Consider the following 23,362-nt stretch of genomic DNA (forward strand, 5'->3'; position numbering starts at 1 on the left):
CATGCGCCCACGTTTCCTTCCTGCCTTGCTCCTTGCCGCCGCATTTTGCGGGCTTGCGGGAAACGCACGCGCTGCCGGCAATGTCGAGCCGGAAACGGCAGGCTCCGGCGCCCCTCAGGCAAGCGAGCCCATGTCCGATCGCCTGCAACCGCCGGGCGACCGTCCCCTTTCAGCCCCCACGGTCGACCAGGTGGACCCGGATCGTTTCGGCAAACTGCCGGACGCCGCCTATGGTGCATTCCAGCGCGGCTACTACATCACCGCGCACAATCTCGCGCTGCCGCGTGCGGAAGCCGGCGACGCAGCCGCGCAAACCCTTGTGGCCGAAATCTATGCGCGTGGCCTCGGCATGCCCCGCAGCGCCACCAAAGCGGCAGAATGGTATTCGAAAGCCGCACAGCAGGGCGTTCCTGAAGCCCAGTTCCAGTATGCGCTTATGCTGCTCGACGGAAACTTCGTTGAAAAGGATACGGACCGGGCGTTCGAGCTCATGCAGATTGCGGCGGACAAGGGCAACCGGCTCGCCCAGTTCAATCTCGCCCAGATGATCCTCGACCGGCAATCCAGCTTCGAAAGCCAGAAACGTGCGGTGAGCTATTACGAAAAGGCTGCCAACGCCGGTCTCGCCGACGCGCAGTACGCCATGGCCCAGGTTTACGCCAACGGCTTTGGCGGCCGGCAGGCAGATGACAAAGTCGCCCGGAGCTGGCTCGAGAGATCGGCAATGCAGAACTTCGACACCGCGCAGCTGGACCTCGGGACCTGGCTGGTGGAAGGGCGCGGCGGCGCGCGCAACACGCAGGCCGGCTTCGGCTGGCTCAAGCGCGCGGCTGAAGGCGGCAATGTCGCGGCACAAAACCGACTTGCCAAGCTCTACCGTGCCGGTGTCGGGGTTGAGGCAAACGTCATCGAGGGCGCGGCCTGGTATGTCTCCGCCCGCCGGGCTGGCCTCATTGACCCCGAGAACGAGGATTTCCTTGCCGGCCTCACGCCGGAAGAAATGAAAGATGCGATCCAGCGCGCAAATCGGCTTCGCTGAGATTTTCCTGGATCACAATCCGGCGCGCGGCTTGCCTTGAACCCCGTTTTATGGTCTTGGAAGCGCCGAATTGCGCGTGACTGCGCGCTTGAGACCCGCAGGACGATCACATGAAAATCAACGGCAACGAAATCCGCCCCGGCAACGTCATTGAACACAATGGCGGCCTCTGGGTTGCAGTTAAGACCAACGCTGTGAAACCCGGCAAGGGCGGCGCATACAACCAGGTCGAGCTGAAGAACCTGATCGACGGCACCAAGCTCAACGAGCGCTTCCGCGCGGCCGAGACGGTCGAGCGCGTGCGCCTCGAGCAGAAGGACTTCAGCTTCCTCTATGAACAGGAGGATGCGCTGGTGTTCATGGATTCCGAAACCTACGAACAGCTTGAACTGCAGAAGGATTTCGTCGGCGACCGCGCCGCGTTCCTGCAGGATGGCATGACCGTGACCGTGGAACTCTACGAAGAAAAGCCCATCGGCATTTCCCTGCCTGATCAGGTCACGCTCACGATCGCTGAAGCGGATCCCGTGGTGAAAGGCCAGACGGCGGCCTCCTCCTACAAGCCGGCCGTGCTTGAGAATGGCGTGCGCGTCATGGTCCCGCCTTTCATCGAGGCCGGCGAGAAGATCGTGGTCGACACCAACGAAATCACCTATCTGCGCCGCGGCGAATAACGTCCGCCCGGCGCGCTTACCGAAACTTCAAGTCACAAAGGCTCTTCCCCCATGGCCCGTTCGGCGATCATCAATGTCATGGTTCAGGCTGCCATGAAGGCAGGCCGCTCCCTCGCACGCGATTTCGGCGAGGTGCAGAACCTGCAGGTTTCGCTGAAAGGCCCCGGTGACTATGTGAGCCAGGCCGACCGCAAGGCCGAGGAAATCATCCATGCCGAACTGGCGCGTGCCCGTCCGGGCTATTCCTTCCTTATGGAGGAGAGCGGCACGGTCGAAGGTGACGACCCGCAGCACCGCTGGATTGTCGATCCGCTCGACGGCACGACGAACTTCCTGCACGGCATCCCGATCTTCTCGATCTCGATTGCCCTGGAGCGTCAGGGGCAGATCGTCGCCGGTGTGATCTACAACCCTGCGATGGACGAGCTTTACACTGCCGAACGCGGTGGTGGCGCTTTCCTGAACGACCGCCGCCTGCGCGTTGCGGCCCGCAGCAGGCTGTCCGACGCGGTTGTCGGCACGGGCATCCCGCATCTGGGACGCGGCCATCATGGCACCGCCCTTCTCGACCTGCGCAACGTCATGGGCGAGACGGCCGGCATCCGCCGGCTCGGTTCGGCGGCGCTGGATCTCGCCTATGTCGCCGCAGGGCGCATGGACGGCTTCTGGGAAGACACGCTCTCCCCATGGGACATTGCAGCAGGCATCATCCTCGTGCGCGAAGCCGGCGGGTTTGTCAGCGATAAAAAGGGCGGCGACAAAATGTTCGACACGGGCCAGATCGTCGCCGGCAATGAAGCCATTCACCGCGCCCTGCTCAAGACCCTGGCCAGGCCCGCTCCCCAGAAGAGCTGACCTACACACCCACCAGGCATATCCGCAGCCCTCACCCTGAGTGTGCCGAAGAGCGAGGGCATCTGGCGCTGCCTGCGCGATTTGGCGGGCTCATTGCGGTCACTCCTCGGGCTTCAGGATGGCAAAAGCTGATCCCGGCATCACATGATGCTGTGCGCGACTTTCAATTTCGTCATATTTGCGATTAGAATCCTGCGCGATACAGGAATCAGTAGTGGTTCTGCACCGCAATGGATACGAGGAGCTGATGGCCTTGCTGAAATCGCGTGAGGACGCCGAACCATCCGTTGGGCTCGATTACGACCCGCACACGCTCTCGAGCCCGCAGGTCTTCCTCTATTCCATGCTGGTTTTTCTGGCGATAGCAGGCTTCGTGGCTGCCATTCTCTACCGGCAGATCGCTTCCGCCTTTCAGACCAACCCCGGCCTGAACGGCCTGATCCTCGGTGTTCTCCTGATCGGCATTCTGCTTGCCTTCATGCAGGTCACGCGCCTGTTTCGGGAAGTGCGGTGGGTCAACTCCTTCCGTGCGGGTTCGGAAGCATCCGATCCCGTTCTGCTCGCACCGATGAAAGCGCTTTTGAGCCGTGCCTCCTCCATGGCGCTATCGACCAGCTCCATGCGTTCCATTCTCGATTCCATTGCAACGCGCCTTGATGAAAGCCGCGACATCTCGCGCTACCTGATCGGCCTTCTGGTCTTTCTCGGCCTGCTCGGCACCTTCTGGGGTCTCTTGCAGACCATTGGTTCCATCGGCGACACCATCCAGTCTCTGGACCCCGCCTCCGGCAATGCCAACGACGTTCTGGATGCTTTGAAATCCGGCCTTTCCGCGCCGCTGGAAGGCATGGGAACGGCGTTCTCCTCCTCGCTCTTCGGCCTCTCCGGCTCGCTGATCCTGGGCTTTCTCGACCTGCAGGCTGGCCGGGCTCAGAACCGGTTTTACACAGAGCTTGAAAACTGGCTCTCCTCCGTCACGGATCTGGGTTCGGATCTTTCCGAAGGCCGCAACGGCGCTTCCGAGGAGATGCAGCAGCTTGCCGACAAGCTGCGCGCCGCCCAGGAAGAAGGCACGTCCAGCCCCCGCCTGACCGCCTCCATGGCCAACCTCGCCGAAGGCATATCCGGCCTCGTCAAGAACATGCGCCAGGAACAGCAGATGATGCGCGACTGGGTGGAAGCCCAGGCCGATGAGCAGAAAGCCATGCGCGCCACGCTCGAAAAACTGTCTGCTGCACTGAAAAAGCGGGAAGGCTGACATGGCGCTCGCCCGCGCACGCCGCACAGACCGGCGGGTCGATTACTGGCCGGGTTTCGTGGATGCCATGGCGACGCTGCTGCTCGCCATCATGTTCCTGCTCTCCGTCTTCGTTCTGGCGCAGTATTTTCTCAGCCAGGAAATCACCGGCAAGGATGCCGTGCTCGACCGGCTGAACGCCCAGATCAACGAGTTGACGCAGCTTCTTGCTCTTGAGCAGGCCAACAGCCAGGATGCCGAAGACACCATCGCCAACCTGCGCGCTTCGCTCGAGGACATTCGCGCCGACCGCTCGCGGCTGGAACAGATTCTGGCAAGCGGCAGCGGCCAGAGCGAGCAGGCCGAAGCCCGGATCGGTGAACTTTCCGGCGCCCTTGATGAAGAACGTCAGGTCAGCCAGCGCGCGCTGTCGCAGGTGGAGCTTCTGAACCAGCAGATTTCAGCACTGCGCAAACAGATCGGTGCGCTGGAAGCCGCCCTTGAGGTTTCTGAAGAGCGCGACCGCGAATCCCGCACCAAGATCGCCGATCTCGGGCGCCGCCTCAACGTCGCGCTGGCCCAGCGCGTTCAGGAACTGAACCGCTATCGCTCCGACTTCTTCGGCCGTCTGCGCGAAATCCTCTCCGACCGCGAAAACATTCGCATCGTTGGTGACCGTTTCGTGTTCCAGTCGGAAGTTCTGTTCCCCTCCGGCGCCACGGAGATCAATCCCAATGGCCGCGAGGAAATGCGCAAGCTGGCAGACGCCATTCTCGAACTGCAGAAAGAGATCCCACCCGAAATCAACTGGGTTCTGCGCGTCGACGGCCATACGGATGACGTGCCGCTTTCCGGCACCGGACGCTTCCGCGACAACTGGGAGCTTTCAACCGCGCGCGCCACGGCCGTCGTCAAGTTTCTGATCGAAAACGGCGTGCCGGCGAACCGGCTCGTTGCCGCCGGCTTCGGCGAATATCAGCCGCTCGACACCGAAGACACCGCCGAAGCCCGTGCCCGCAACCGCCGCATCGAGCTGAAGCTTACCGAGCGTTGATCTTTCCTTCTGCAGGGCTGTCCCTGCTCTCCTTCCACGCGTATGAGGAACTTCATGTCCTTCCAGAAACTCGATGACCTTGGCCACAGGCTGGAAGCGCTCGACCATGCGCTGGCAATCCTCGGTGCGGATGAGGCAACGCATATGGCGCCCGGCGGTGGCGAAGCACGTGCCGAGGCCATGTCCACCCTCGCCGGCATGGCGCATCGTCAGGCGACCGCACCCGAAATCGCCGACTGGATCAAGGCGGCAGGGCAGGAAGACCTGAACGCCGATCAGAAAACGGCAGTCGCGGAATTCCGCCGCCACTACGTCAACCTCACCTGCCTGCCATCCGACTTCGTGGAACGCCAGACACGCACCCGCATGCGCTGCGAGCAGCTCTGGCGCGAGGCCCGGCCGAAGGGCGACTGGGCCGGTTTCCTGCCGGCTCTCGAAGGCGTTATCGAGATGGCGAGGGAAGAGGCTGCGCGTCGCTCCGACGTGCTCGACCTCGACCCGTATGATGCGCTGATGGAGCAGTTCGACCCCGGCAACAGAACGGCGGAAATCGCTCCCGTTTTCGAGAATTTGAAGGCGTTTCTGGTCGATTTCGTCCCAAACGCGCTGGAAATCCAGAAAAAGAAACGGGCGAAGAATCCGCTGCGCCCGCTGTCGGGAAATTACCCGGTCGAGCGGCAGCGCGAGCTTGGACTGGCGATGATGGCGGCGGTCGGTTTCGACCTAACACGCGGCAGCCTCTCTGTCTCGCACCACCCGTTTTGCGGCGGCGTTCCGACCGATGTGCGCATCACCACGCGCTATCGCACCGACGAGTTTCTCTCTTCGCTGATGGGCATCCTGCATGAAACCGGCCACGCGCTCTATGAGCAGAACCTGCCGCACGAATGGGCGCACTGGCCGCTCGGCAGGGCGCGGGGCATGGCGATGCACGAAAGCCAGAGCCTGTTTGTCGAAAAGCAGATCGGCCGCAATCCGGCTTTCTGGGAATGGGCGCTGCCGGTGGTGGAGAAGCATCTCGGCGAAAAATGGTCGAAAGACGAAATCCTCGCCCATGTGCACCATGTGGAGCGCGGGCTGATCCGTGTTGATGCGGACGAAGTGACCTATCCGCTGCATGTCATCCTGCGCTTCGAATTGGAACAGGATCTGATCGCCGGCAGGCTCGAAGCCCGCGATCTGCTGGAAGCCTGGGACGAAAAGATGAAAGCCTATCTTGGCCTGTCAACGATCGACACGCCGCAGGATGGGCCGATGCAGGATGTCCACTGGCCCTCCGCCGCCTTCGGTTATTTCCCCTCCTACACGCTCGGCGCCATGATCGCCGCGCAGCAATGGTTCGCGATCGAGAAGGACATTCCGGACGTGAACGAGCAGTTCGCCCGGGGCCAGTTCGAGGCGGTGAACGCATGGCGGCGCGAAAAGATCTGGTCGCAGGCCTCCCGGCTCTCCACGCCGGACCTGATCGAACAGGCGACCGGCGAGCCGCTCAATGCGGCCCATTTCACAAGGCATCTGGAACAGCGCTACGGCGCATAGGCACCGGGGCTGCGCTCAATCGCACTTGCTCATCCCACCAAAGCAGCCGACACTCGCCATCGGCCGCTTTGGGAGGAGACATGGCTGATCAATTCGATGCGATCGTCGTCGGCGCCGGCCTCGCCGGACTGGTGGCGGCAGCCGAACTGGCCGACGCCGGCAAGCGCGTTGCACTGCTTGAACAGGAAGGCGAAAACGGGCTCGGTGGACAGGCCTTCTGGTCGCTGGGCGGGCTCTTCTTCGTCGATAGTCCCGAGCAGCGGCGGATGCGCATCGCCGATAGCCGCGAACTCGCCCTGCAGGACTGGATGGGCTCGGCGCAGTTCGACCGTGAAGAAGATTTCTGGCCCCGCAGGGTGGCCGAAGCCTATATCGACTTTGCCGCCGGCGAGATGCGTCCATGGCTCCATGCCATGGGCATGCGCTGGTTCCCAGTGGTGGGCTGGGCGGAACGTGGCGGCAGCCTCGCCGATGGTCACGGCAATTCGGTACCCCGCTTTCACATCACGTGGGGAACCGGCCCCGGTGTGGTGGAGCCTTTCGCCAGGCGCATTCTCGCCCATGCCAAAACCGGCCGCATTGCAATGAAGTTTCGCCATCAGGCAAGCCGCCTTGTACGCCGGAAGGGCGCGATCTCCGGCGTGGCGGGCGAAATCCTGGAACCTTCGACGGTGGAGCGCGGTCAAAAGTCAGGACGCGACATCGTCGGCGATTTCGAGTTCACTGCCGATGCCGTGATCGTCGCCTCCGGCGGCATTGGCGGCAATCTGGACCTGGTGCGCAGAAACTGGCCGACGAAACGGCTCGGCCCCGCACCGAAGACAATGATCGCCGGCGTCCCGCATCATGTCGACGGCCGCATGATCGGCATTGCCCGAAAATCGGGTGCGGCCACCATCAACACCGATCGCATGTGGCACTATACGGAAGGCGTGAAGAACTGGGCGCCAATCTGGCCCGATCACGGCATTCGCATTCTTCCCGGCCCTTCTTCGCTCTGGTTCGATGCCGAAGGCAACCGCCTTCCCGCGCCCTGCATGCCGGGTTTCGACACGCTCTCAACACTGAAGCACATTCTTGGGACCGGCTACGACTATTCCTGGTTCGTGCTGACCCAAAAGATCATCGAGAAGGAGTTCGCTCTCTCTGGCTCCGAGCAGAATCCGGACCTGACGTCGAAGCGCTGGATCGAGGTTTTGAAAAGCCGCCGCGGCAAGGGCGCGCCACCACCGGTTGAAGCGTTCAAGGAGAAAGGTGAGGATTTCATCGTCCGCGACGATCTGAAATCACTGGTGGAAGCCATGAACACGCTCGCAGGCAAACCGCTGATCGATCATGACCGGCTCAAGGCGCAGATCGACGCGCGCGACCGCGAGATCGGCAACGCCTTTTCCAAGGACGCACAGGTGACCGCCATTCGCGGTGCACGCGCCTATCTCGGTGACAGGCTGGTGCGCACCGCCCGACCGCACAGGATTCTTGATCCTGGCAGCGGGCCGCTGATCGCGGTGCGGCTACACATCCTCACCCGCAAGACACTGGGTGGATTGCACACCAATCTCGACAGCCAGGTGCTGGATGCGGACGGCGAGCCCATCCCCGGTCTCTACGCCGCCGGAGAGGTGGCGGGCTTCGGCGGTGGCGGCTATCACGGTTACAACGCACTGGAAGGCACCTTCCTGGGCGGCTGCATCTTTTCCGGCCGCAACGCCGGACGCCACGCCGCCGGCCGCTGAACAGGCTTGCCAGACGGTCGCTCCCGGCACACTGTCTCCCAATGGAAGAGACCGATTCCCGATCCACCGTGGAGATCGTTGCCACCGCTGTGACAGAGGCCGTGCGCACCGGGCGGCTCGTGCCCGGCCAGCGGCTGACCGAGAGTGATTTTACCAGCCGGCTCGGCGTCTCACGCTCCTCCCTGCGCGAAGCGTTTCGCCGTCTGACTGCGGACGGGCTCCTCTCGGCTGAACCCCATCGCGGCGTTGCCGTGCGGCAGCTCTCACGCCCCGAGGTGGACAATCTGTTTCAGGTGCGTGGCGCACTGGAAGCGCTCGCGGTGAAACTCGCCCTTCCCGCGCTTCACCGGGCACCCGCTTCCCTGATCGACATTCAGCACGGCCTGGACACCGCCGCAGAAGCGGGCGACATGAACCGGTTCTCGGAGCTGAACGCCCGCTTTCACCGCCTGTTTCGGGAGACGGCGAACAACCCGCTTCTGAACGAGACACTGACGAGGCTCTCCAACTCGCTCTATTGGCTGCAGTTCCGTATTCTGGTGGACAGGCAACAGGTGTTTGAAACCAACCGGCAGCACCAGCGTCTGACCGAATGCGTAAAGGCCAATGATGCATCCGGCGCGGAAGCAGCGATGCTCGGCCATATCGAAAACGCAAGAACCCTGATCCAGTCGCTGCCCGACGACCATTTCGCGCAGGTCTCCACCACCCGGACTGATTAAGCCGGGCAAGACTTGACGCCGAAACCATAACATTGGATTGTCCGACAATAATATAAGACAATCGGGAGGAGATGCTCATATGAGCACGCAGCCAGTTCAGGAATACCGTCCCGTACCCCTGCCGGACTACAATGAGCTTCCGCTTGACGAGATGCGCAGGCGGGCGCAGGCCTTCTACGACGAGATCCGCACCCGGCATACGGTGCGCGACTTTTCCTCCCGGCCCGTCCCGCGCGACATCATCGAGACCTGCATCAGGGCTGCAGGCACGGCACCCAACGGCGCAAATCATCAGCCCTGGCATTTCGCCGTCATTGGCGACCCTGCCGTGAAAAAGCAGATCCGCGAAGCAGCCGAGGTCGAGGAGAAGGCGTTTTATGAAGGCCGCGCCGGCGAAGAATGGCTGCAGGCACTGGCGCCACTCGGCACCGATGCGAGCAAGCCGTTTCTGGAAGAAGCACCGTGGCTGATCTGCGTGTTCGGCGAACGCCGCAGCCGCTCTGCCGATGGCGTGAAGCGCAAGAATTACTATGTGCCCGAATCGGTCAGCATCGCCACCGGATTTCTCATCGCCGCGCTGCACAGGGCCGGTCTCGCAACACTGACCCACACGCCCAACCCGATGAGCTTTCTCAACGAACTGTGCGGCCGTGACCCGCACGACAAACCCTATATTTTGATGGTCGTCGGATACCCGAAAGAGGGAGCAACGATTCCCGAACATGCGATGGAAAAGAAGCCGCTGGAGGAGATCGCCACCTTCCTCTGAGGGGTAGAAAGAACATGGGTCCTCGAAAAGAGGATGACGAGGGGCGACAAAAGGAGCTTCCTGCGCAACGGACCGGCAACGGGGCTCGTGTCGGTCTGCAAGCGCTTCAAGGCGAGACACCCTGCTCTTTCGTCATGCCCGGAATGACCTGGCACCCATGCCCGTTCCCCGACGGGGAAGCCGACTTCACTCCTCATGAAACGACACTACTCCGCAGCCTCCCCAAAGGCATTGAACTGCAGGCTTGCAAGCTGCGCATAGACGCCTCCTGCCGCCACGAGCTCGGCATGTGTGCCTTCTTCAACAATGCGCCCCCCATCCATCACGAGAATGCGGTCGGCTTTCAGCACCGTCGACAGCCGGTGCGCGATGACAAGCGTGGTACGTCCCTTCATCAGATGCTCCAGCGCCTGCTGCACCAGTGTCTCGCTTTGCGAATCGAGCGCCGATGTCGCTTCGTCGAGAAGCAGGATCGGCGCATCGCGCAATATCGCGCGCGCAATGGCCATGCGCTGACGCTGACCGCCCGACAGGGTGACACCGCGCTCGCCCACCGGTGTGTCGTACCCGTTTGCCAGTTCGCTGATGAAGTCATGCGCCAGTGCGGCTTTGGCTGCAGCCTCGACTTCGGCAAGTGTGGCGTCCGGCCGGCCAAAGGCAATGTTCTCCGCCGCACTGGCGGCAAAAATGGTGACATCCTGCGGAACGATTGCCATACGGCCCCGCAGAGCCTGCGGATCGGCCTTCCGCGCGTCGACGCCGTCCACTCGGATCACGCCGGAATCGGGATCGTAATACCGCAGGAGCAGCGAGAAGAGTGTGGTCTTGCCAGCGCCTGACGGACCGACAATGGCGACCGTTTCACCCGGCTCCACAGAAAATGCAAGACCGTGAATGGCCGACCGGTCCGGCCGGGTCGGATAGGCAAAAGACACATCCTCGAAGGCTACGGCCCCACGTGCAGCATCGGGCAAGGCGACCGGATTGGCTGGTGCGGTGATGACCGGTTCTTCGGCCAGAAGCTCGCTCATGCGCTCCGCCGCACCGGCAGCCTGCGAAAGTTCGCCCCAGACTTCGGACAAAGCACCCAGCGCGCCTGCCGCAAGCACCGAATAGAGCAGGAACTGTCCAAGCGTGCCCGGTGACATCGCACCCGACAGCACATCACGCGAACCGAACCACAACACGGCCACGACCGAGCTGAAGGTCATGAAAATGGCAAAGAAGGTGAGAAAGGATCGCGCAAAGATGGAAGAACGCGCCGCCGCAAACGCCGTCTCTATCGCCTCGGAAAACTTCCCCCTTGCCTCAGCTTCGCCCGTAAAGGCCTGCAGCGTCCGCATCGCACCGATCTGCTCGCCCGCATAGGCCGTGGCATCGGCCAGCGTGTCCTGCGCAAACCGCGACCGCCGGCGAACGGAGCGCCCAAAGGCCACCAGTGGCAGCACGATGACGGGGATCGCCGCCACGACGAGCAGCGAGAGCCGCGGGCTCGTGACGACCATCATGCCGACGGCCCCCAGCCCCATGATCACATTGCGCAGCGCCTGGGAGATTGTGGCACCCACGGCGGATTTGACCTGCGTCGCATCGGCGGAGATGCGCGAGACAATCTCGCCCGACTGAACCGTGTCGAAAAAGCCCGGAGACAAGCGCGTCACATGGTCGAACACGTCGCGCCGGAGATCGCTGACGACACGCTCGCCAAGTGTGATGACGAAGAAATAGCGGCCCGCCGAGGCAACGGCCAGCACGGCTGCCACCACAATCAGCATGGAGAAGTAATTGGCAATGAAGATCGAATCCGATTCCGAAAAACCGTGATCGATCATGCGGCGCACGGCGAGCGGAAGCGTGAGCGTTGCAATGGCCGCGATGACGAGGAAAAATCCAGCGCAGGCAGCAAGACCGCGATAGCGACCGACATAGGGCAGAAGGCGCCTGAGCGGCTTAAGAGACCGCCGCTTCGCTGCCTGTTGCCTCTCATCCGACGCCGTTTGTGTGCGCGCCATTGGCTTTCCCTTTTTCACACCATGCCCGAGAGCGGCAATTTGTACGCCGCTCAACTCTTGTCTTGTCGCCGGACCTGATGTATAGGCTCGCCAACCAATTCCGAAGCCGTAGCCTTCCTTGGCCACGGCTTCAAGTTTTCAGGATGGGTGCAATTGCCGCAAGTGCGGAGTGGATTGTCACCCCGACCAAATTCAGGACAAGCCGATGAAAGCCGATATTCATCCCGACTATCACACGATCAAGGTCGTCATGACGGACGGCACCGAGTACGAGACGCGCTCCACCTGGGGCAAGGAAGGCGATACGCTTCAGCTCGACATCGACCCGTCCACGCACCCGGCCTGGACCGGCGGTCAGCAGTCGCTGATGGACCGCGGTGGCCGCGTGTCGAAGTTCAAGCAGCGTTACCAGGGCCTCGGCATCTAAGCCGCCCTATCGCTACGGAAGTTGCAGAAAACCCGCCTCACGAGGGCGGGTTTTTTGTTGCCTGCTTGTCGATGTGTCCAAGATCGCGCTCCGGGTCGATCACATCGCGCACGCGCTGTTTGAGCGTCTTGGCGTCCGGAAAGCCGCCGTCATGCTTGCGCTCCCATATGAGGATGCCGTTGCAGGTGACCTCGAAAACGCCGCCCGTGCCCGGACGCAGCGCCACTTCCGAAAGCTCTGTGGAAAAGGTGGAGAGAAGCTCCTGCGCGAGCCACGCGGACCGGAGGAGCCACTGGCACTGGGTGCAATAGGTAATCGCGACGCGATGCTCTTTCATGCCACCCCGTCCCTATAGCAATTCCAGGAAAAGTGGAGACCGGTTTTCCGTCCGGAATTGCGTGAAAACAAGCAGTCAGACCGCATTGTCGATTCCTCGAAACGCTGAAGCGGTCCAGCCATTCGCCAGCGGCTTCTGCCGGACACCCATGCCCGGCAGAAGCGCAGTCAGGCCGCGCTGAGTTTTGCGAGCGTTTCGTCATCCACCTCGAAATTGGCGTAGACGTTCTGCACGTCATCGTCGTCTTCAAGCGTGGCAACCAGTTTGAGGATCGACTGCGCACGCTCTTCATCGACGGGCGTTCCGGTCTGCGGACGCCAGATCGCCTTGACGGATTCGGCCTCGCCCAGCGAGGCTTCCAGCGCCGCTGTGACGTCGCCAATATCTTCGAAGGCACAGGTGATGACATGGCCGTTCTCATCCGACTGGACATCCTCGGCACCGGCCTCGATGGCGGCTTCCATCACGGTGTCGGCATCGCCCTTGTCGGTCGGATAGATGATCTCTCCGACGCGGTCGAACATGAAGGCCACCGAGCCAGTCTCGCCAAGCGACCCGCCGGCCTTGGTGAAGGCGGCGCGAATGTTGGAGGCAGAGCGGTTGCGGTTGTCGGTCAGCGCCTCGACGATCACGGCGACGCCGCCCGGGCCGTAGCCCTCATAGCGCACCTCGTCATAGTTCTCCGCATCGCCGCCTGCCGCCTTCTTGATGGCGCGCTCGATGTTGTCCTTCGGCATGGACTGGGCCTTGGCGTTCTGGATGGCCAGGCGCAGGCGCGGGTTCATCGCCGGGTCGGGCAGTCCCATCTTGGCAGCGACGGTGATTTCGCGCGCCAGTTTGGAAAACATCTTCGAGCGAACGGCATCCTGCCGGCCCTTGCGGTGCATGATGTTCTTGAATTGGGAATGACCGGCCATGGGGCTCCTTCTCACGGTCTTTTGAATGCAACGGAATAACGCCGCCTTATAGTGAAAATGCCGGCCAACGTCCAGAACCGCCGGCGGCCAAACGTGGCGCGTTGTCGCGCTTTGCCGTACCATCGGCCCCTGCTCACACGGGAGAAGCAGATGAATGCCTTCCGACTGACCGCAAGCTTACTGACATTTCTGCTCGCACCACTTGCCGCCGCCTGGGCGCAAACCGAGCGGCCAAGCACCTGCCTTGCCATGGCGCAGGCCACGCCCGGCGTGATCTACGCCTCGTTCGCCACCCCAACCGCTGCAAGCGCCGAACCGGTTGACATCACCTATGCGGGACACTCCACCTATATCATCGAGACGCCCGCCGGCGTGACCATCGCCACCGATTTCTCGGGCGCCCATGGCGCCAGTCCGGTGCCGCGTGTCGTCACCATGAACAAGGCGCATGGCACGCATTTCACCCGCAATCCCGACCCGGCCATCGAGCATGTGCTGCCGGGCTGGAACCCGGAAGGCGGGCCGGCGCGGCATTCACTTCTCGTGGAAGACGTCTATATCCGCAATGTGACGACCGACATCCACCGCTATGGCACGATGGAGCCGGACGCCAACTCCATCTTCATCTTCGAGGTTGCCGGCCTGTGCATTGGCCATCTGGGACACCTGCACCACAGGCTCGACGACAGTGACTATGCGGCGATCGGCAGGCTCGACGTGGTGATGGTGCCCGTCGATGGCGGACTGACGCTCTCGCTCGACGGCATGAGCGAAATCGCGCGCCGGCTTTCCTCGTCCGTCATCCTGCCAATGCACCGTCATTCCACGCCGCTCAGCGCCTTCACAAGCCGGATGGGCGGTGGTTTCGAGCTGGATTTCCGCGAGGGACGGACGATCACCGTGGCGCTTGACAACCTGCCACGGCGACCGACCATCGTCATCCTGGACGGCGTTTAGCCGTACCTATTCGGCCGAACCTTCTGCCAGCGCCTTGTCACGCGCCCGCTTGCGCCGAGCCAGCATGTTGAGCCCCTCGACCAGCGCCGAGAAGCCCATGGCGGCGTAGATGTAGCCCTTGGGCACATGAAAGCCCATGCCGTCTGCGATAAGCGTCATGCCGATCATCAGCAGGAAAGCGAGCGCCAACATGACCACGGTCGGGTTGGCCGCAATGAAGCGCGACAGCGGTTCGGCAGCTATCAGCATCACGGTCACGGCCGAGATGACGGCAATGAACATGATCGCGATCTCATCGGTCATGCCGACGGCGGTGATGATGGAATCGATCGAGAACACCAGATCGAGAAGCAGGATCTGAACGATGGCAGCACCAGCTGTCATCGTGACCTTGCCCATCATGTTCTCCTTGCCATCGTCGGGATCGACCGAATGGTGAATTTCCTTCGTGGCTTTCCAGACCAGGAAGAGACCACCGGCAATGAGAATGAGATCACGCCACGAGAAACCGTGGCCGAACAGCTCAAACACGGGCTCGGTGAGCTGCACGATGATGGAAATGGTGGCGAGCAGCGCCAGCCGCAGGATCAGGGCCGCGCTGATGCCGATGCGCCGTGCCCGCGCCTGCTGCTCCTGTGGCAACTTGTTCGTCAGGATGGAGATGAAGATCAGATTGTCGATGCCGAGAACGATCTCAAGCACCACCAGGGTCACAAGCGCGACCCAGGCTTCCGGATTGGAGACAAACTCAAAGTGACCGGCAAGCCATTCCATTGCAGCACCCCTCGCTGGCAATTGTTCAAATATAGCGTTTCGCAGAGTTATGCGTGCACGCGCCCAGCGTCAACGCCAGAAGGCGGGAACGGTTTCCTCAAGCCGGGGCCCGAGGCGCAATGGGGCAATCTTCTCGCAAAGTCCGGTACGGTCGGAAATCTCCAGCCCGACGCCGCAAATCGTGGCAGGGCCGGATGCCGCCTCGAAGCGCCCCTTGGGCACTTTTGCGGTGAAACGGTTCAGCGGTTCTTCCTTGTCCATGCCAAGCGAGGAATCGTAGTCGCCGCACATCCCGGCATCGGAGAGATAGCCAGTCCCGCCGTTGAGGATCTGGTGATCCGCCGTCGGCTGGTGCGTGTGCGTGCCCACGACGAGGCTCGCCCGCCCATCGACGAAGTGACCGAAACACATCTTCTCGGACGTTGCTTCGGCATGAAAATCGAGAATGACGGCATCGGCCTGATCGCCCAGCGGACAGGCGGCCAGCACATCCTCCACGCAGGCGAAGGGATCGTCGAGTTCGGGATGCATGAAGACCCGGCCCATGATGTTGGAGACAAGAACCCGCGCGCCATTCTTCGCCATGTAGACACCCGAACCGCGGCCCGGCGTGCCCTTGGGAAAATTCGCCGGCCGCAGGAAGCGCTCCTCGCGCGGGGCGAAGGTCAGCGCCTCGCGCTGATCCCAGACGTGATTGCCTGTCGTCACCACATCGGCGCCGGCATCAAGCGTAGCCCGGAAAATCTCTTCGGTGATGCCGAAACCGCCTGCGGCGTTCTCGCCATTCACCACCACGAAATCCAGCCGGAAATCGGAAATCAGGCCGGGGAGCTTTTCCCAGACCGCCGTGCGGCCCGCGCGGCCGACCATATCGCCAAGAAACAAAAATCTCATGCGCCGCTTCTAGAGCATCGGACCGAAAAGTGGAATCCGGTTTTCGGATTATTCCGATGCTCAATTGATAGTCTAGATCGTCCTTTGTGCGTCCGGATGGACGCACGGCGATCTTGACCAAGTCTGGCACTGGTGAAAAGCCCAAATGCCCCTACCCGCCATTGAAACGCCGCAGACCCGCCTCGGTAAGGATTTCCGACAGTGGCTGGTCATGCGCCTCGTCGGGCACATGCTCGACCTCCTGGCAGTCAAAGGCGATGCCGATCAGGCGCGGCGCGAGGCCCTTTGCCTTCAGTCGCGCTATGGCGCGATCGTAATAGCCCGCTCCATAGCCGATGCGATGGCCCCGCGCGTCGAAGGCCGCGAGCGGCACCAGCATCACGTCGGGATCGAGCACCGCCGTGCCCTCGCCCGGTCCCATAGTACCGAACCCCATATCGATCATCGGCGCATCGGGCAGGTATTCGCGGAAGACGATGGTGGTTTTATCGAGAATGGCCGGCAGCGCGATGCGTGCACCACGTGCGGCAAGTGCGGTCATCAGCGGACGCACATCCATTTCAGAGCGCATCGGCCAGAAACCGGAGACCACGCCCCCCGGCGACGGCGCCAGCGCATCCGCATGGGTGGCAAGCCGCTGCCCCACATCCACGCGCCACGCGGCATCCAGCGCATCGCGGCGCGCAAGCGCAGCGGCACGGAGTTCTTTTTTCAGATCGCGGGAGGTATTCATGCGGAATGGTGTGTGGCGTGTCTCGACATCACGCGACGATAATCAGGCAAACCGCAGAGAGCAAAGGGAAAGAGTGGCGATCCACGGCGACCGATGGAATACACGATCCCGGGAACCTACAAAGTAGGTGGGCGCCGTGTAGCCAAGCCCACGGGCGAGACCAGGGACAGCTCCCTTAAGGATCGATAAGGCCCCGGGGAATTAGATTCCTGTCGGGAAGCGCAGACCGCATGCGCAATATAGTCTTCCGCCCCCTGCTTCGCCAGAGGCATTCGCGCACTTGCGCGCGCAAATTTCACCCAATAGGGTCGCGCTCGACTTTTGAGCTGGAACAACACCGCAAGGACTGATGCGCATGCGTTTTGAAGGCACGGCGGATTACGTCGCCGACAAGGATCTGATGGTGGCCGTGAACGCGGCGATTGCGCTGGAGCGTCCGCTTCTGGTGAAAGGCGAACCCGGCACCGGCAAGACGGAGCTCGCCAAACAGGTGGCAGCCGCCCTTGGACTGGATCTGATCGAGTGGCACGTCAAATCCACCACGCGCGCGCAGCAGGGGCTTTACGAATATGACGCCGTGTCGCGCCTGCGCGACAGCCAGCTCGGCGATGAGCGCTTCAACGACATCAAGAACTACATCAGGCGCGGCAAACTGTGGGAAGCCTTTGCGGCCGACCGCAAAACGGTGCTCCTCATCGACGAGATCGACAAGGCCGACATCGAGTTTCCCAACGACCTGTTGCAGGAACTCGATAAGATGGAGTTCTTTGTCTACGAGACCGGCGAGACGGTGAAGGCGGTCCACCGGCCCATCGTCGTCATCACCTCGAACAATGAGAAGGAACTGCCCGACGCCTTTCTGCGCCGCTGCTTCTTCCACTATATCCGCTTTCCCGATGCCGAGACGCTGGCCGACATTGTCGAGGTTCACTACCCCGGCATCAAGAAGAACCTGGTGTCTGCCGCCCTCACCCAGTTCTACGAAATCCGGGACGTGCCGGGGCTGAAGAAGAAGCCGTCAACCTCCGAGGCGCTGGACTGGATCAGGCTTCTCGTCTCCGACGATGTGGCGCCGGAAGACCTGCGTAGCGAAGCGAAGAATGCCCTGCCCCGCCTGCATGGCGCGCTTCTGAAAAACGAGCAGGACGTTCACCTCTTCGAGAAACTCGCCTTCATGGCGCGGCGGCAATAGGCGCAAAGCCTCCGCCGCCCTGGCCCTTGTCAGAAACGCCACCGCCGCCTGACAGTGCCGGAAACATGAGGGAGAACACCATGACCGACATCACCATCCGCCCGCTCGCAAAAACCGACGACGCCGAATGGCGCCGGCTTTGGACGGACTATCTGACATTCTACAAGACGAGCGTGCCCGACGAGGTTTACGCCACCACATGGAAGCGGCTCTTCGATGATGGCGAATACGAACCCAATGGCCTGATCGCAGAGGTGGATGGAAAGCCTGTCGGCCTTGTCCATTACATGCTCCACCGCACCTGCTGGACGGTGGGCAACAACTGCTATCTGCAGGATCTCTACGCCGACCCCGCCGTACGCGGAAAGGGCATCGGCCGGGCGCTGATCGAGGCGGTCTACGAAAAGGCGGATGAGGCAGGCGCGGCAAATGTCTACTGGATGACGCAGGACTTCAACGAAACCGCCCGCAAACTCTATGACCGGATCGCGAAATTGACGCCATTTATCAAGTATCAGCGGCGCTAGGCCCGGCAACCGTCCTTTTTATGCTCGCCCTTACGGGCCTGTCCGTTGAGCGTGTAACTTTTCTTCAGATAGGCGAGCCCGGCGACGAACCACAGATGAGGAAGGGGCCATTGGTGGCGATGCTTCCGCTTCCTCTTTTCTGCGAAGTACGAGCTGGAGAGAAACTCCGCCACGGACTGAGCACCCTTAGCACGGTTGCATTCAAGACAGCATGGCAGGGTGTGCAGCCCGGGTGCATAGGCACGAGGGACAACATGATCGCGTGTTGCCTTGGTTAGAGGCAAAGGCTTGCCTGTGGCGGCACGGCGCCGCATCGAAATTCCACAGTAGGCGCACCAGTTCCTACGGTCATCCTGCCACCAGAAACCGATGAGGGACTCCGCCGAGCGTATCAGGGAATGCAGTTGATGCGTTTCCATGGCTCCTGTTGTATGGGATTTGTTCCAACATGAGCCAAACGCCAGCTGAAAGTTTTTAGTTAAAGTGTTCATTCCCTTCTTCCTCGAGCTGAAAGCCGCGCGCGTTCCCGTTTCGCTGCGCGAATATCTTTCGCTGCTGGAGGGGATGGAGAAGGAGCTTGTCTCCCATGATGTGGAGGCCTTCTACTATCTCGCACGCGCTGCGCTGGTGAAGGACGAGCGGCATATCGACCGGTTCGATCAGGTGTTCTCGCATGTCTTCAAGGGTGTCGAAGCGGTGTCAGGCGGCGATGGTGTCGCCCCGGAGGCGATCCCCGAGGAATGGCTGCGCCGACTGGCCGAAAAGCACCTCAGCGAGGAAGAGAAGAAGTTGGTCGAGGCCATGGGCGGCTTCGAGAAACTGATGGAGACGCTGAAGGAGCGTATTGCCGAGCAGAAGAGCCGTCATCAGGGCGGCAGCAAGTGGATCGGCACCGCCGGCACCTCCCCCTTTGGGGCCCATGGCTACAACCCGGAAGGCGTTCGGATCGGGCAACATGAATCGCGTCACCGCCGCGCGGTGAAGGTGTGGGACAAACGCGAGTTCAGGAACTTCGACGATGCGGTGGAACTCGGCACGCGCAACATCAAGGTCGCTTTGAAGCGGCTGCGCCGCTGGGTGCGCGAGGGCGTGGAAGAGGAGTTCGATCTTCCCGGCACAGTGCAGGCGACGGCGGAGCACGGCTATCTGGATGTCAAAACCCGGCCCGAACGGCGCAACGCGGTGAAGCTTCTTATGTTCTTCGATGTGGGCGGGTCGATGGACGATCACATCCGCATCGTCGAGGAGTTGTTTTCAGCAGCCCGCGCCGAGTTCAGGCACATGGAATATTTCTACTTCCACAACTGCCTCTATGAGGGTGTGTGGAAGGACAACCGCCGCCGCTATTCCGAAGTGACACCGACCTTCGACGTGCTCCACAAATATGGGCCTGACTATAAGGTGATCTTCGTCGGCGACGCCTCGATGAGCCCCTATGAAATAGCCTATCCCGGCGGCTCGGTGGAGCACTGGAACGAGGAAGCCGGGCACGTCTGGCTAAACCGCGTTCTCCAGCAATGGCCGAATGCCGCGTGGCTCAATCCGGTGCCGGAGAAGCACTGGCGTTACACCCACTCTATCCAGATGCTCCAGGAGATTTTCTCGGGCCGCATGTATCCGATGACGCTGGCCGGGCTGGAAGCGGCAACGCGGGAGCTCTCGCGCCGGCATTGAGTGCACGGGACAACGTTTACGCTAAATACCCCCCTCTGTCCTGCCGGACATCTCCCCCTCAAGGGGGAGATCAATCGGGTCATTGATTTCGCTAGTCACTAAGGCTTTTTGCAGTCAGGTGGAATCAACTGACGTCCGCATAAATACGAAAAAACAGATAGATAGAACGGAGTGGCGTTTCCGTGAAACGGTGAACCGCTCCAACGCTGATAGGTAGGTGCCTTCGGCACTTCAGCCAATCTCCCCCTTGAGGGGAGATGCCCGACAGGGCAGAGGGGGGCCAATGCCGCGATCAATCTTTCCTAAGCCTAAGCCACCCCCCTGCGCCCAACCATACGCCGGCCCACGGGATGCTGCCCCTTCGCTTCGTCTCCCGTCTGAAGCGTTCCGGCGCATTCGCGCCCGAAAATCAGTTCCAGAAATTCCACCAGCCACTGTTTCAGATGCCGGTCCCAGATGAGTCGCCCGCCCAGATGATCGCGCCCCTGCTGGGCACCGGGCATGACGAAACGATGCGCACCGCGCACCACCCAGCGCTGCATCATGGCGCGGGTCAGTTCGGCATGAAACTGCACCCCCCAGGCATTTTCACCATAGCGGAAAGCCTGATTGGGATAGTGTTCGGCGGTGGCGAGAAGCGTGGCGTCCTTCGGCAGGGAAAAGCCTTCACGGTGAAACTGGTAGACCATTTCGGGCCAATGCATGAGCTTGCGGCCCGCCTCCGTGGCGCGCAACGGATACCAGCCGATCTCCACCAGTCCATCATCGTGGCTTTTCACCTGGCCGCCCAGATGCTTCACCAGCAATTGCGCCCCGAGGCAAATACCGAGAAAGGGCTTGTTCTCCCGTAAAGGCACGGAAAGCCAGTCGGTCTCGCGTTTTACAAAATCATCATGATCGTTGGCGCTCATCGGGCCACCGAACATCACCACGCCCGCGTGGCCTTCAAGCGTTTCAGGCAAGGCGTGGCCCAGCGGCGGGCGGCGGATATCCAGCGAGAAGCCGCTTGCCTGCAACACCTGGCCGACACGCCCCGCGCTCGAGGTTTCCTGATGCAGAACGATCAAAATCCTGCGGCTCGGGTCGATCTCCATGGCGCTCAGCTCTTGGCGTACTTCTCTTGCATTTCCTGACGCAGGATCACCCTGTCCCGGTTGTCGACACCGATAAGCTCGGCCACCCGCCAGACAAGGTTATCCTCCAGCTCGTGCATCTCGCCATCGGCGAAGACGATGCCCCACATCAGGCCGATGAAGGCTTTGCGCGCATCCGCGTCCAGATGCCGTTTCAGAACGCTGGTGAAGGCATAGAGGTCGATCGCCTCCTGCTCCGCCTTCTCCCCGGCCCTGAGGAGTTTCTCGAGTTCCGCACCCGTCACATTGTAGGTGCTGGACAGGGTTTCCTTGAGCTTCTCGACTTCGGATGCCTCGCGGATACCATCGGCATCCAGCACGTGAAACAGGAGTGCGGCAGCAGCCACGCGCGGGTCATCTTCCGGTTTCAGAGCCGTTTGCCGGCTGTTGCCTGGAAGGTCTTTCAGAAAGGACAGGATACTGTCGAACATGAGCGCCTGCGGTTCGGGTCAATTGGGGGAGCGATCCGCCCCGGAGCGGCCCGGGCAGGCCCGGGGCGAATCGCCGTGTCTCAAACTTAGAATAGGCGGAAGGGGCTCTGCGTCGAGCTGTCCTTGTCGTCCGGGTCCACGCCGGGATCATCGGGCAGTGGCGGTTTGGCAGGATTATCCTTCTTTGCGGACGCTGCCTTCTGCCCGTTGACCGGTGCGGTTTCCGCAGGCGGCTCGGGCTTTTCCGGTTTCGCCACCGCCTCTGCGGCAGCGTCAGCCGGCTCCGCTTCCTTCGGCTTCTCAACCTCAACGGGCTCCGCCTCGATCACCACCGTTTCGGCTTCTACCTTGGCCGGTTCATCCGCTTCTTCTTCCTCTTTCGGCGCCGCGATGGCCGGGGCGGGCGAGAAGTCCTCCTCGCCTTCCACCACCTGCGCCAGCCGTTCCATCGGCATGCGCCACTCGAAGGCATCGAGCTTGCCGGTGACGGGCGAGACCGGCGCCCAGCGCTCGGCCACATAGCCGTCGGCCACCCAGGCGGGATCGCGCGGCGCACGCAGCGCCTTTGCCAGCCACTGGCGCACGCGGCCCTGATCCCCCGTCTCGGCTTCCTCGATGTCGGCCATAAGCAGATAGACGCTTTCGCGCGGCCCGAGGCGGGCAGCGGCCTCGCAGGATTCGCGTGCCAGCCTGTATTCGCCGGCATCAAGGGCGGCACGACCGACGACCAGCGCCGATTCCACATTGTTGCGCTTTAACGACTGAAGCTTTTTGGCGCGCGCCAGCCTGTCCTGTGTGGAATCGCCGGGGCGCGCATGGATATACGCGTCGGCGACCTCGGGATGCGGTTCCTTTTTCCAGACGGTTTCAAGGACCTTGGACCCCTTGCGCAGCTCGTTCTGGCGGAAGAGCGCCCTGGCCGCCGTCACAGCCGCCGGCACGAAATCCGGCCGCAGCTTGTGCGCTTCCAGAGCCGTGGTCCGGGCAGCCTGCGGATCGGCGTCGAGCACGTCCATGGCCTTGGCCGTGAGCAGGACGGCACGACGGCCGGCAACGCTCTCGCGCGCATCCTTGCCCGTCGCCCTGCGGCTGTCGAGCAGCTTCAGCGCTCCGTCCCAATCACCCTCGCCGGTCTTGCCTTCAAGTGCCGCATTCACCGCCCATTCGAGCTGTGGTGCATTCTCCACCGCACGCTCGGCATAGTGGCGCGCGGCCTCCCGCTCGCCCAGCCGCTCGGCTTCGAGGTAGAGCCCGCGCAGCCCCAGCAGGCGCATCTCGGGATCGTCGAGCATGGCGGTGAACTTGTCACGGGCTGCCTGCCGGTCGCCGTCGAGAAGCGCGGCCTGCGCATCGAGCAGGTGGATAAGCGGCTCCTGATCGGAGGAGATGAGCTTGGCCGCCTGCTGGCTCATGCGTCTTGCAAGGCCGCCATCGCCGGCGCCAGCGGCAATCATGCCGGTGGAGAGCGCCTGATAGCCGCGATCGCGGCGGCGCACGCGGAAATAGCGGGCAACGGTGTAGGGGCTCGTCCAGATGCTGCGGATCAGCCACCACAGGATCATCACTGCCGCAACAATGGCAACAATCGCGACCGCAGCCACCATGAGGGAGACCTCATAGCGATAGCCCGCAAAGGTGACGACAAGATCGCCGGGGCGCTCGGCCAGCCAAGCAAAGCCCAGCCCCAGCAGGAAGACAACAACAAGGTAGAAAAGAATTCGGAACATCT

General features: G+C 62.0%; 23 protein-coding genes and 1 other RNA gene. 14 read left to right on the forward strand and 10 right to left on the reverse strand.

Going from position 1 to position 23,362, the window contains the following annotated elements; all coding sequences use genetic code 11:
* Position 1: 1 nt before the first annotated feature.
* The 9 genes from BLW55_RS09070 to BLW55_RS09110 all read left to right on the forward strand — a co-directional run bounded on the left by BLW55_RS09070 (position 2) and on the right by BLW55_RS09110 (position 9,625).
* The gene (locus BLW55_RS09070) at positions 2-1,039 is read left to right on the forward strand and encodes a tetratricopeptide repeat protein (RefSeq protein WP_090328434.1); all 1,038 of its coding nucleotides are present in this window, start codon (positions 2-4) and stop codon (positions 1,037-1,039) included.
* Between the two features lie 110 nt (positions 1,040-1,149).
* Entirely contained in the window at positions 1,150-1,713 is a 564-nt protein-coding gene (gene efp / locus BLW55_RS09075; RefSeq protein ID WP_007007082.1) for an elongation factor P, read from the forward strand.
* 51 nt (positions 1,714-1,764) lie between these two features.
* The gene (locus BLW55_RS09080; protein WP_007007083.1) at positions 1,765-2,568 is read left to right on the forward strand and encodes an inositol monophosphatase family protein; all 804 of its coding nucleotides are present in this window, start codon (positions 1,765-1,767) and stop codon (positions 2,566-2,568) included.
* Between the two features lie 247 nt (positions 2,569-2,815).
* On the forward strand, positions 2,816-3,826 hold the full coding sequence (locus tag BLW55_RS09085; protein WP_025029149.1) for a MotA/TolQ/ExbB proton channel family protein: 1,011 nt from the start codon (positions 2,816-2,818) through the stop codon (positions 3,824-3,826).
* A gap of 1 nt (position 3,827) precedes the next feature.
* Positions 3,828-4,859, forward strand: a complete 1,032-nt coding sequence (locus BLW55_RS09090; RefSeq protein WP_007007084.1) for a peptidoglycan -binding protein — start codon at positions 3,828-3,830, stop codon at positions 4,857-4,859.
* A gap of 54 nt (positions 4,860-4,913) precedes the next feature.
* Positions 4,914-6,398 (forward strand): carboxypeptidase M32, encoded by a 1,485-nt coding sequence (locus BLW55_RS09095; protein ID WP_090328437.1) that lies wholly within the window; start codon positions 4,914-4,916, stop codon positions 6,396-6,398.
* 80 nt (positions 6,399-6,478) lie between these two features.
* Positions 6,479-8,134, forward strand: coding sequence for an FAD-binding dehydrogenase (locus tag BLW55_RS09100; RefSeq protein WP_090328439.1), 1,656 nt, complete (start codon positions 6,479-6,481; stop codon positions 8,132-8,134).
* Between the two features lie 41 nt (positions 8,135-8,175).
* Complete coding sequence (locus tag BLW55_RS09105) at positions 8,176-8,856, forward strand: GntR family transcriptional regulator (RefSeq protein ID WP_007007087.1); 681 nt, start codon at positions 8,176-8,178, stop codon at positions 8,854-8,856.
* Between the two features lie 79 nt (positions 8,857-8,935).
* Entirely contained in the window at positions 8,936-9,625 is a 690-nt protein-coding gene (locus tag BLW55_RS09110; protein WP_090328442.1) for a nitroreductase family protein, read from the forward strand.
* Between the two features lie 206 nt (positions 9,626-9,831).
* Here the strand turns inward: BLW55_RS09110 and BLW55_RS09115 are convergent, their stop codons facing one another.
* Positions 9,832-11,637: an ABC transporter transmembrane domain-containing protein gene (locus BLW55_RS09115; protein WP_007007090.1), complete on the reverse strand. Its 1,806-nt coding sequence runs from the start codon at positions 11,635-11,637 to the stop codon at positions 9,832-9,834.
* Positions 11,638-11,842: 205 nt separating this feature from the next.
* Here BLW55_RS09115 and rpmE point away from each other — a divergent pair, with 205 nt between their 5' ends.
* On the forward strand, positions 11,843-12,064 hold the full coding sequence (gene rpmE / locus BLW55_RS09120; protein ID WP_007007091.1) for a 50S ribosomal protein L31: 222 nt from the start codon (positions 11,843-11,845) through the stop codon (positions 12,062-12,064).
* 37 nt (positions 12,065-12,101) lie between these two features.
* Here the strand turns inward: rpmE and BLW55_RS09125 are convergent, their stop codons facing one another.
* Positions 12,102-12,401 (reverse strand): Rdx family protein, encoded by a 300-nt coding sequence (locus BLW55_RS09125; protein WP_025029143.1) that lies wholly within the window; start codon positions 12,399-12,401, stop codon positions 12,102-12,104.
* Positions 12,402-12,568: 167 nt separating this feature from the next.
* Complete coding sequence (locus BLW55_RS09130) at positions 12,569-13,318, reverse strand: YebC/PmpR family DNA-binding transcriptional regulator (protein ID WP_007007093.1); 750 nt, start codon at positions 13,316-13,318, stop codon at positions 12,569-12,571.
* A 150-nt stretch (positions 13,319-13,468) separates the two neighbouring features.
* On the opposite strand from BLW55_RS09130, the gene BLW55_RS09135 reads away from it, so the two are divergent.
* Entirely contained in the window at positions 13,469-14,275 is an 807-nt protein-coding gene (locus BLW55_RS09135) for an MBL fold metallo-hydrolase (RefSeq protein ID WP_090328445.1), read from the forward strand.
* Between the two features lie 6 nt (positions 14,276-14,281).
* Here BLW55_RS09135 and BLW55_RS09140 read toward each other — a convergent pair whose 3' ends face one another.
* From BLW55_RS09140 to ssrS, 4 genes are all read right to left on the reverse strand, one after another.
* Positions 14,282-15,049 carry a TerC family protein gene (locus tag BLW55_RS09140; RefSeq protein ID WP_090328447.1) on the reverse strand — a complete coding sequence of 256 codons (768 nt, stop codon included), beginning with the start codon at positions 15,047-15,049 and terminating at the stop codon, positions 14,282-14,284.
* Between the two features lie 69 nt (positions 15,050-15,118).
* On the reverse strand, positions 15,119-15,943 hold the full coding sequence (locus BLW55_RS09145) for a TIGR00282 family metallophosphoesterase (RefSeq protein WP_007007096.1): 825 nt from the start codon (positions 15,941-15,943) through the stop codon (positions 15,119-15,121).
* A gap of 151 nt (positions 15,944-16,094) precedes the next feature.
* Positions 16,095-16,676 carry a 5-formyltetrahydrofolate cyclo-ligase gene (locus tag BLW55_RS09150; RefSeq protein ID WP_090328450.1) on the reverse strand — a complete coding sequence of 194 codons (582 nt, stop codon included), beginning with the start codon at positions 16,674-16,676 and terminating at the stop codon, positions 16,095-16,097.
* A 74-nt stretch (positions 16,677-16,750) separates the two neighbouring features.
* Positions 16,751-16,907, reverse strand: a non-coding RNA gene (gene ssrS, locus BLW55_RS09155) — 6S RNA.
* Positions 16,908-17,031: 124 nt separating this feature from the next.
* On the opposite strand from ssrS, the gene BLW55_RS09160 reads away from it, so the two are divergent.
* The 3 genes from BLW55_RS09160 to BLW55_RS09175 all read left to right on the forward strand — a co-directional run bounded on the left by BLW55_RS09160 (position 17,032) and on the right by BLW55_RS09175 (position 20,069).
* Positions 17,032-17,868 carry an AAA family ATPase gene (locus BLW55_RS09160; protein ID WP_090329934.1) on the forward strand — a complete coding sequence of 279 codons (837 nt, stop codon included), beginning with the start codon at positions 17,032-17,034 and terminating at the stop codon, positions 17,866-17,868.
* A gap of 80 nt (positions 17,869-17,948) precedes the next feature.
* Positions 17,949-18,395 (forward strand): GNAT family N-acetyltransferase, encoded by a 447-nt coding sequence (locus tag BLW55_RS09165; RefSeq protein WP_090328453.1) that lies wholly within the window; start codon positions 17,949-17,951, stop codon positions 18,393-18,395.
* 483 nt (positions 18,396-18,878) lie between these two features.
* Positions 18,879-20,069, forward strand: coding sequence for a vWA domain-containing protein (locus BLW55_RS09175; RefSeq protein ID WP_090328458.1), 1,191 nt, complete (start codon positions 18,879-18,881; stop codon positions 20,067-20,069).
* A gap of 308 nt (positions 20,070-20,377) precedes the next feature.
* Here the strand turns inward: BLW55_RS09175 and BLW55_RS09180 are convergent, their stop codons facing one another.
* From BLW55_RS09180 to BLW55_RS09190, 3 genes are all read right to left on the reverse strand, one after another.
* The gene (locus BLW55_RS09180) at positions 20,378-21,163 is read right to left on the reverse strand and encodes a glutamine amidotransferase (RefSeq protein ID WP_025031564.1); all 786 of its coding nucleotides are present in this window, start codon (positions 21,161-21,163) and stop codon (positions 20,378-20,380) included.
* A 5-nt stretch (positions 21,164-21,168) separates the two neighbouring features.
* Positions 21,169-21,633 carry a tellurite resistance TerB family protein gene (locus BLW55_RS09185; RefSeq protein ID WP_007008384.1) on the reverse strand — a complete coding sequence of 155 codons (465 nt, stop codon included), beginning with the start codon at positions 21,631-21,633 and terminating at the stop codon, positions 21,169-21,171.
* 86 nt (positions 21,634-21,719) lie between these two features.
* Positions 21,720-23,360, reverse strand: a complete 1,641-nt coding sequence (locus tag BLW55_RS09190; RefSeq protein WP_090328461.1) for a heme biosynthesis protein HemY — start codon at positions 23,358-23,360, stop codon at positions 21,720-21,722.
* Between the last annotated feature and the right edge of the window lie 2 nt (positions 23,361-23,362).

It is taken from the genome of Nitratireductor aquibiodomus (genome assembly GCF_900105565.1).
GTDB classification, from domain to species: Bacteria; Pseudomonadota; Alphaproteobacteria; order Rhizobiales; family Rhizobiaceae; genus Nitratireductor; species Nitratireductor aquibiodomus.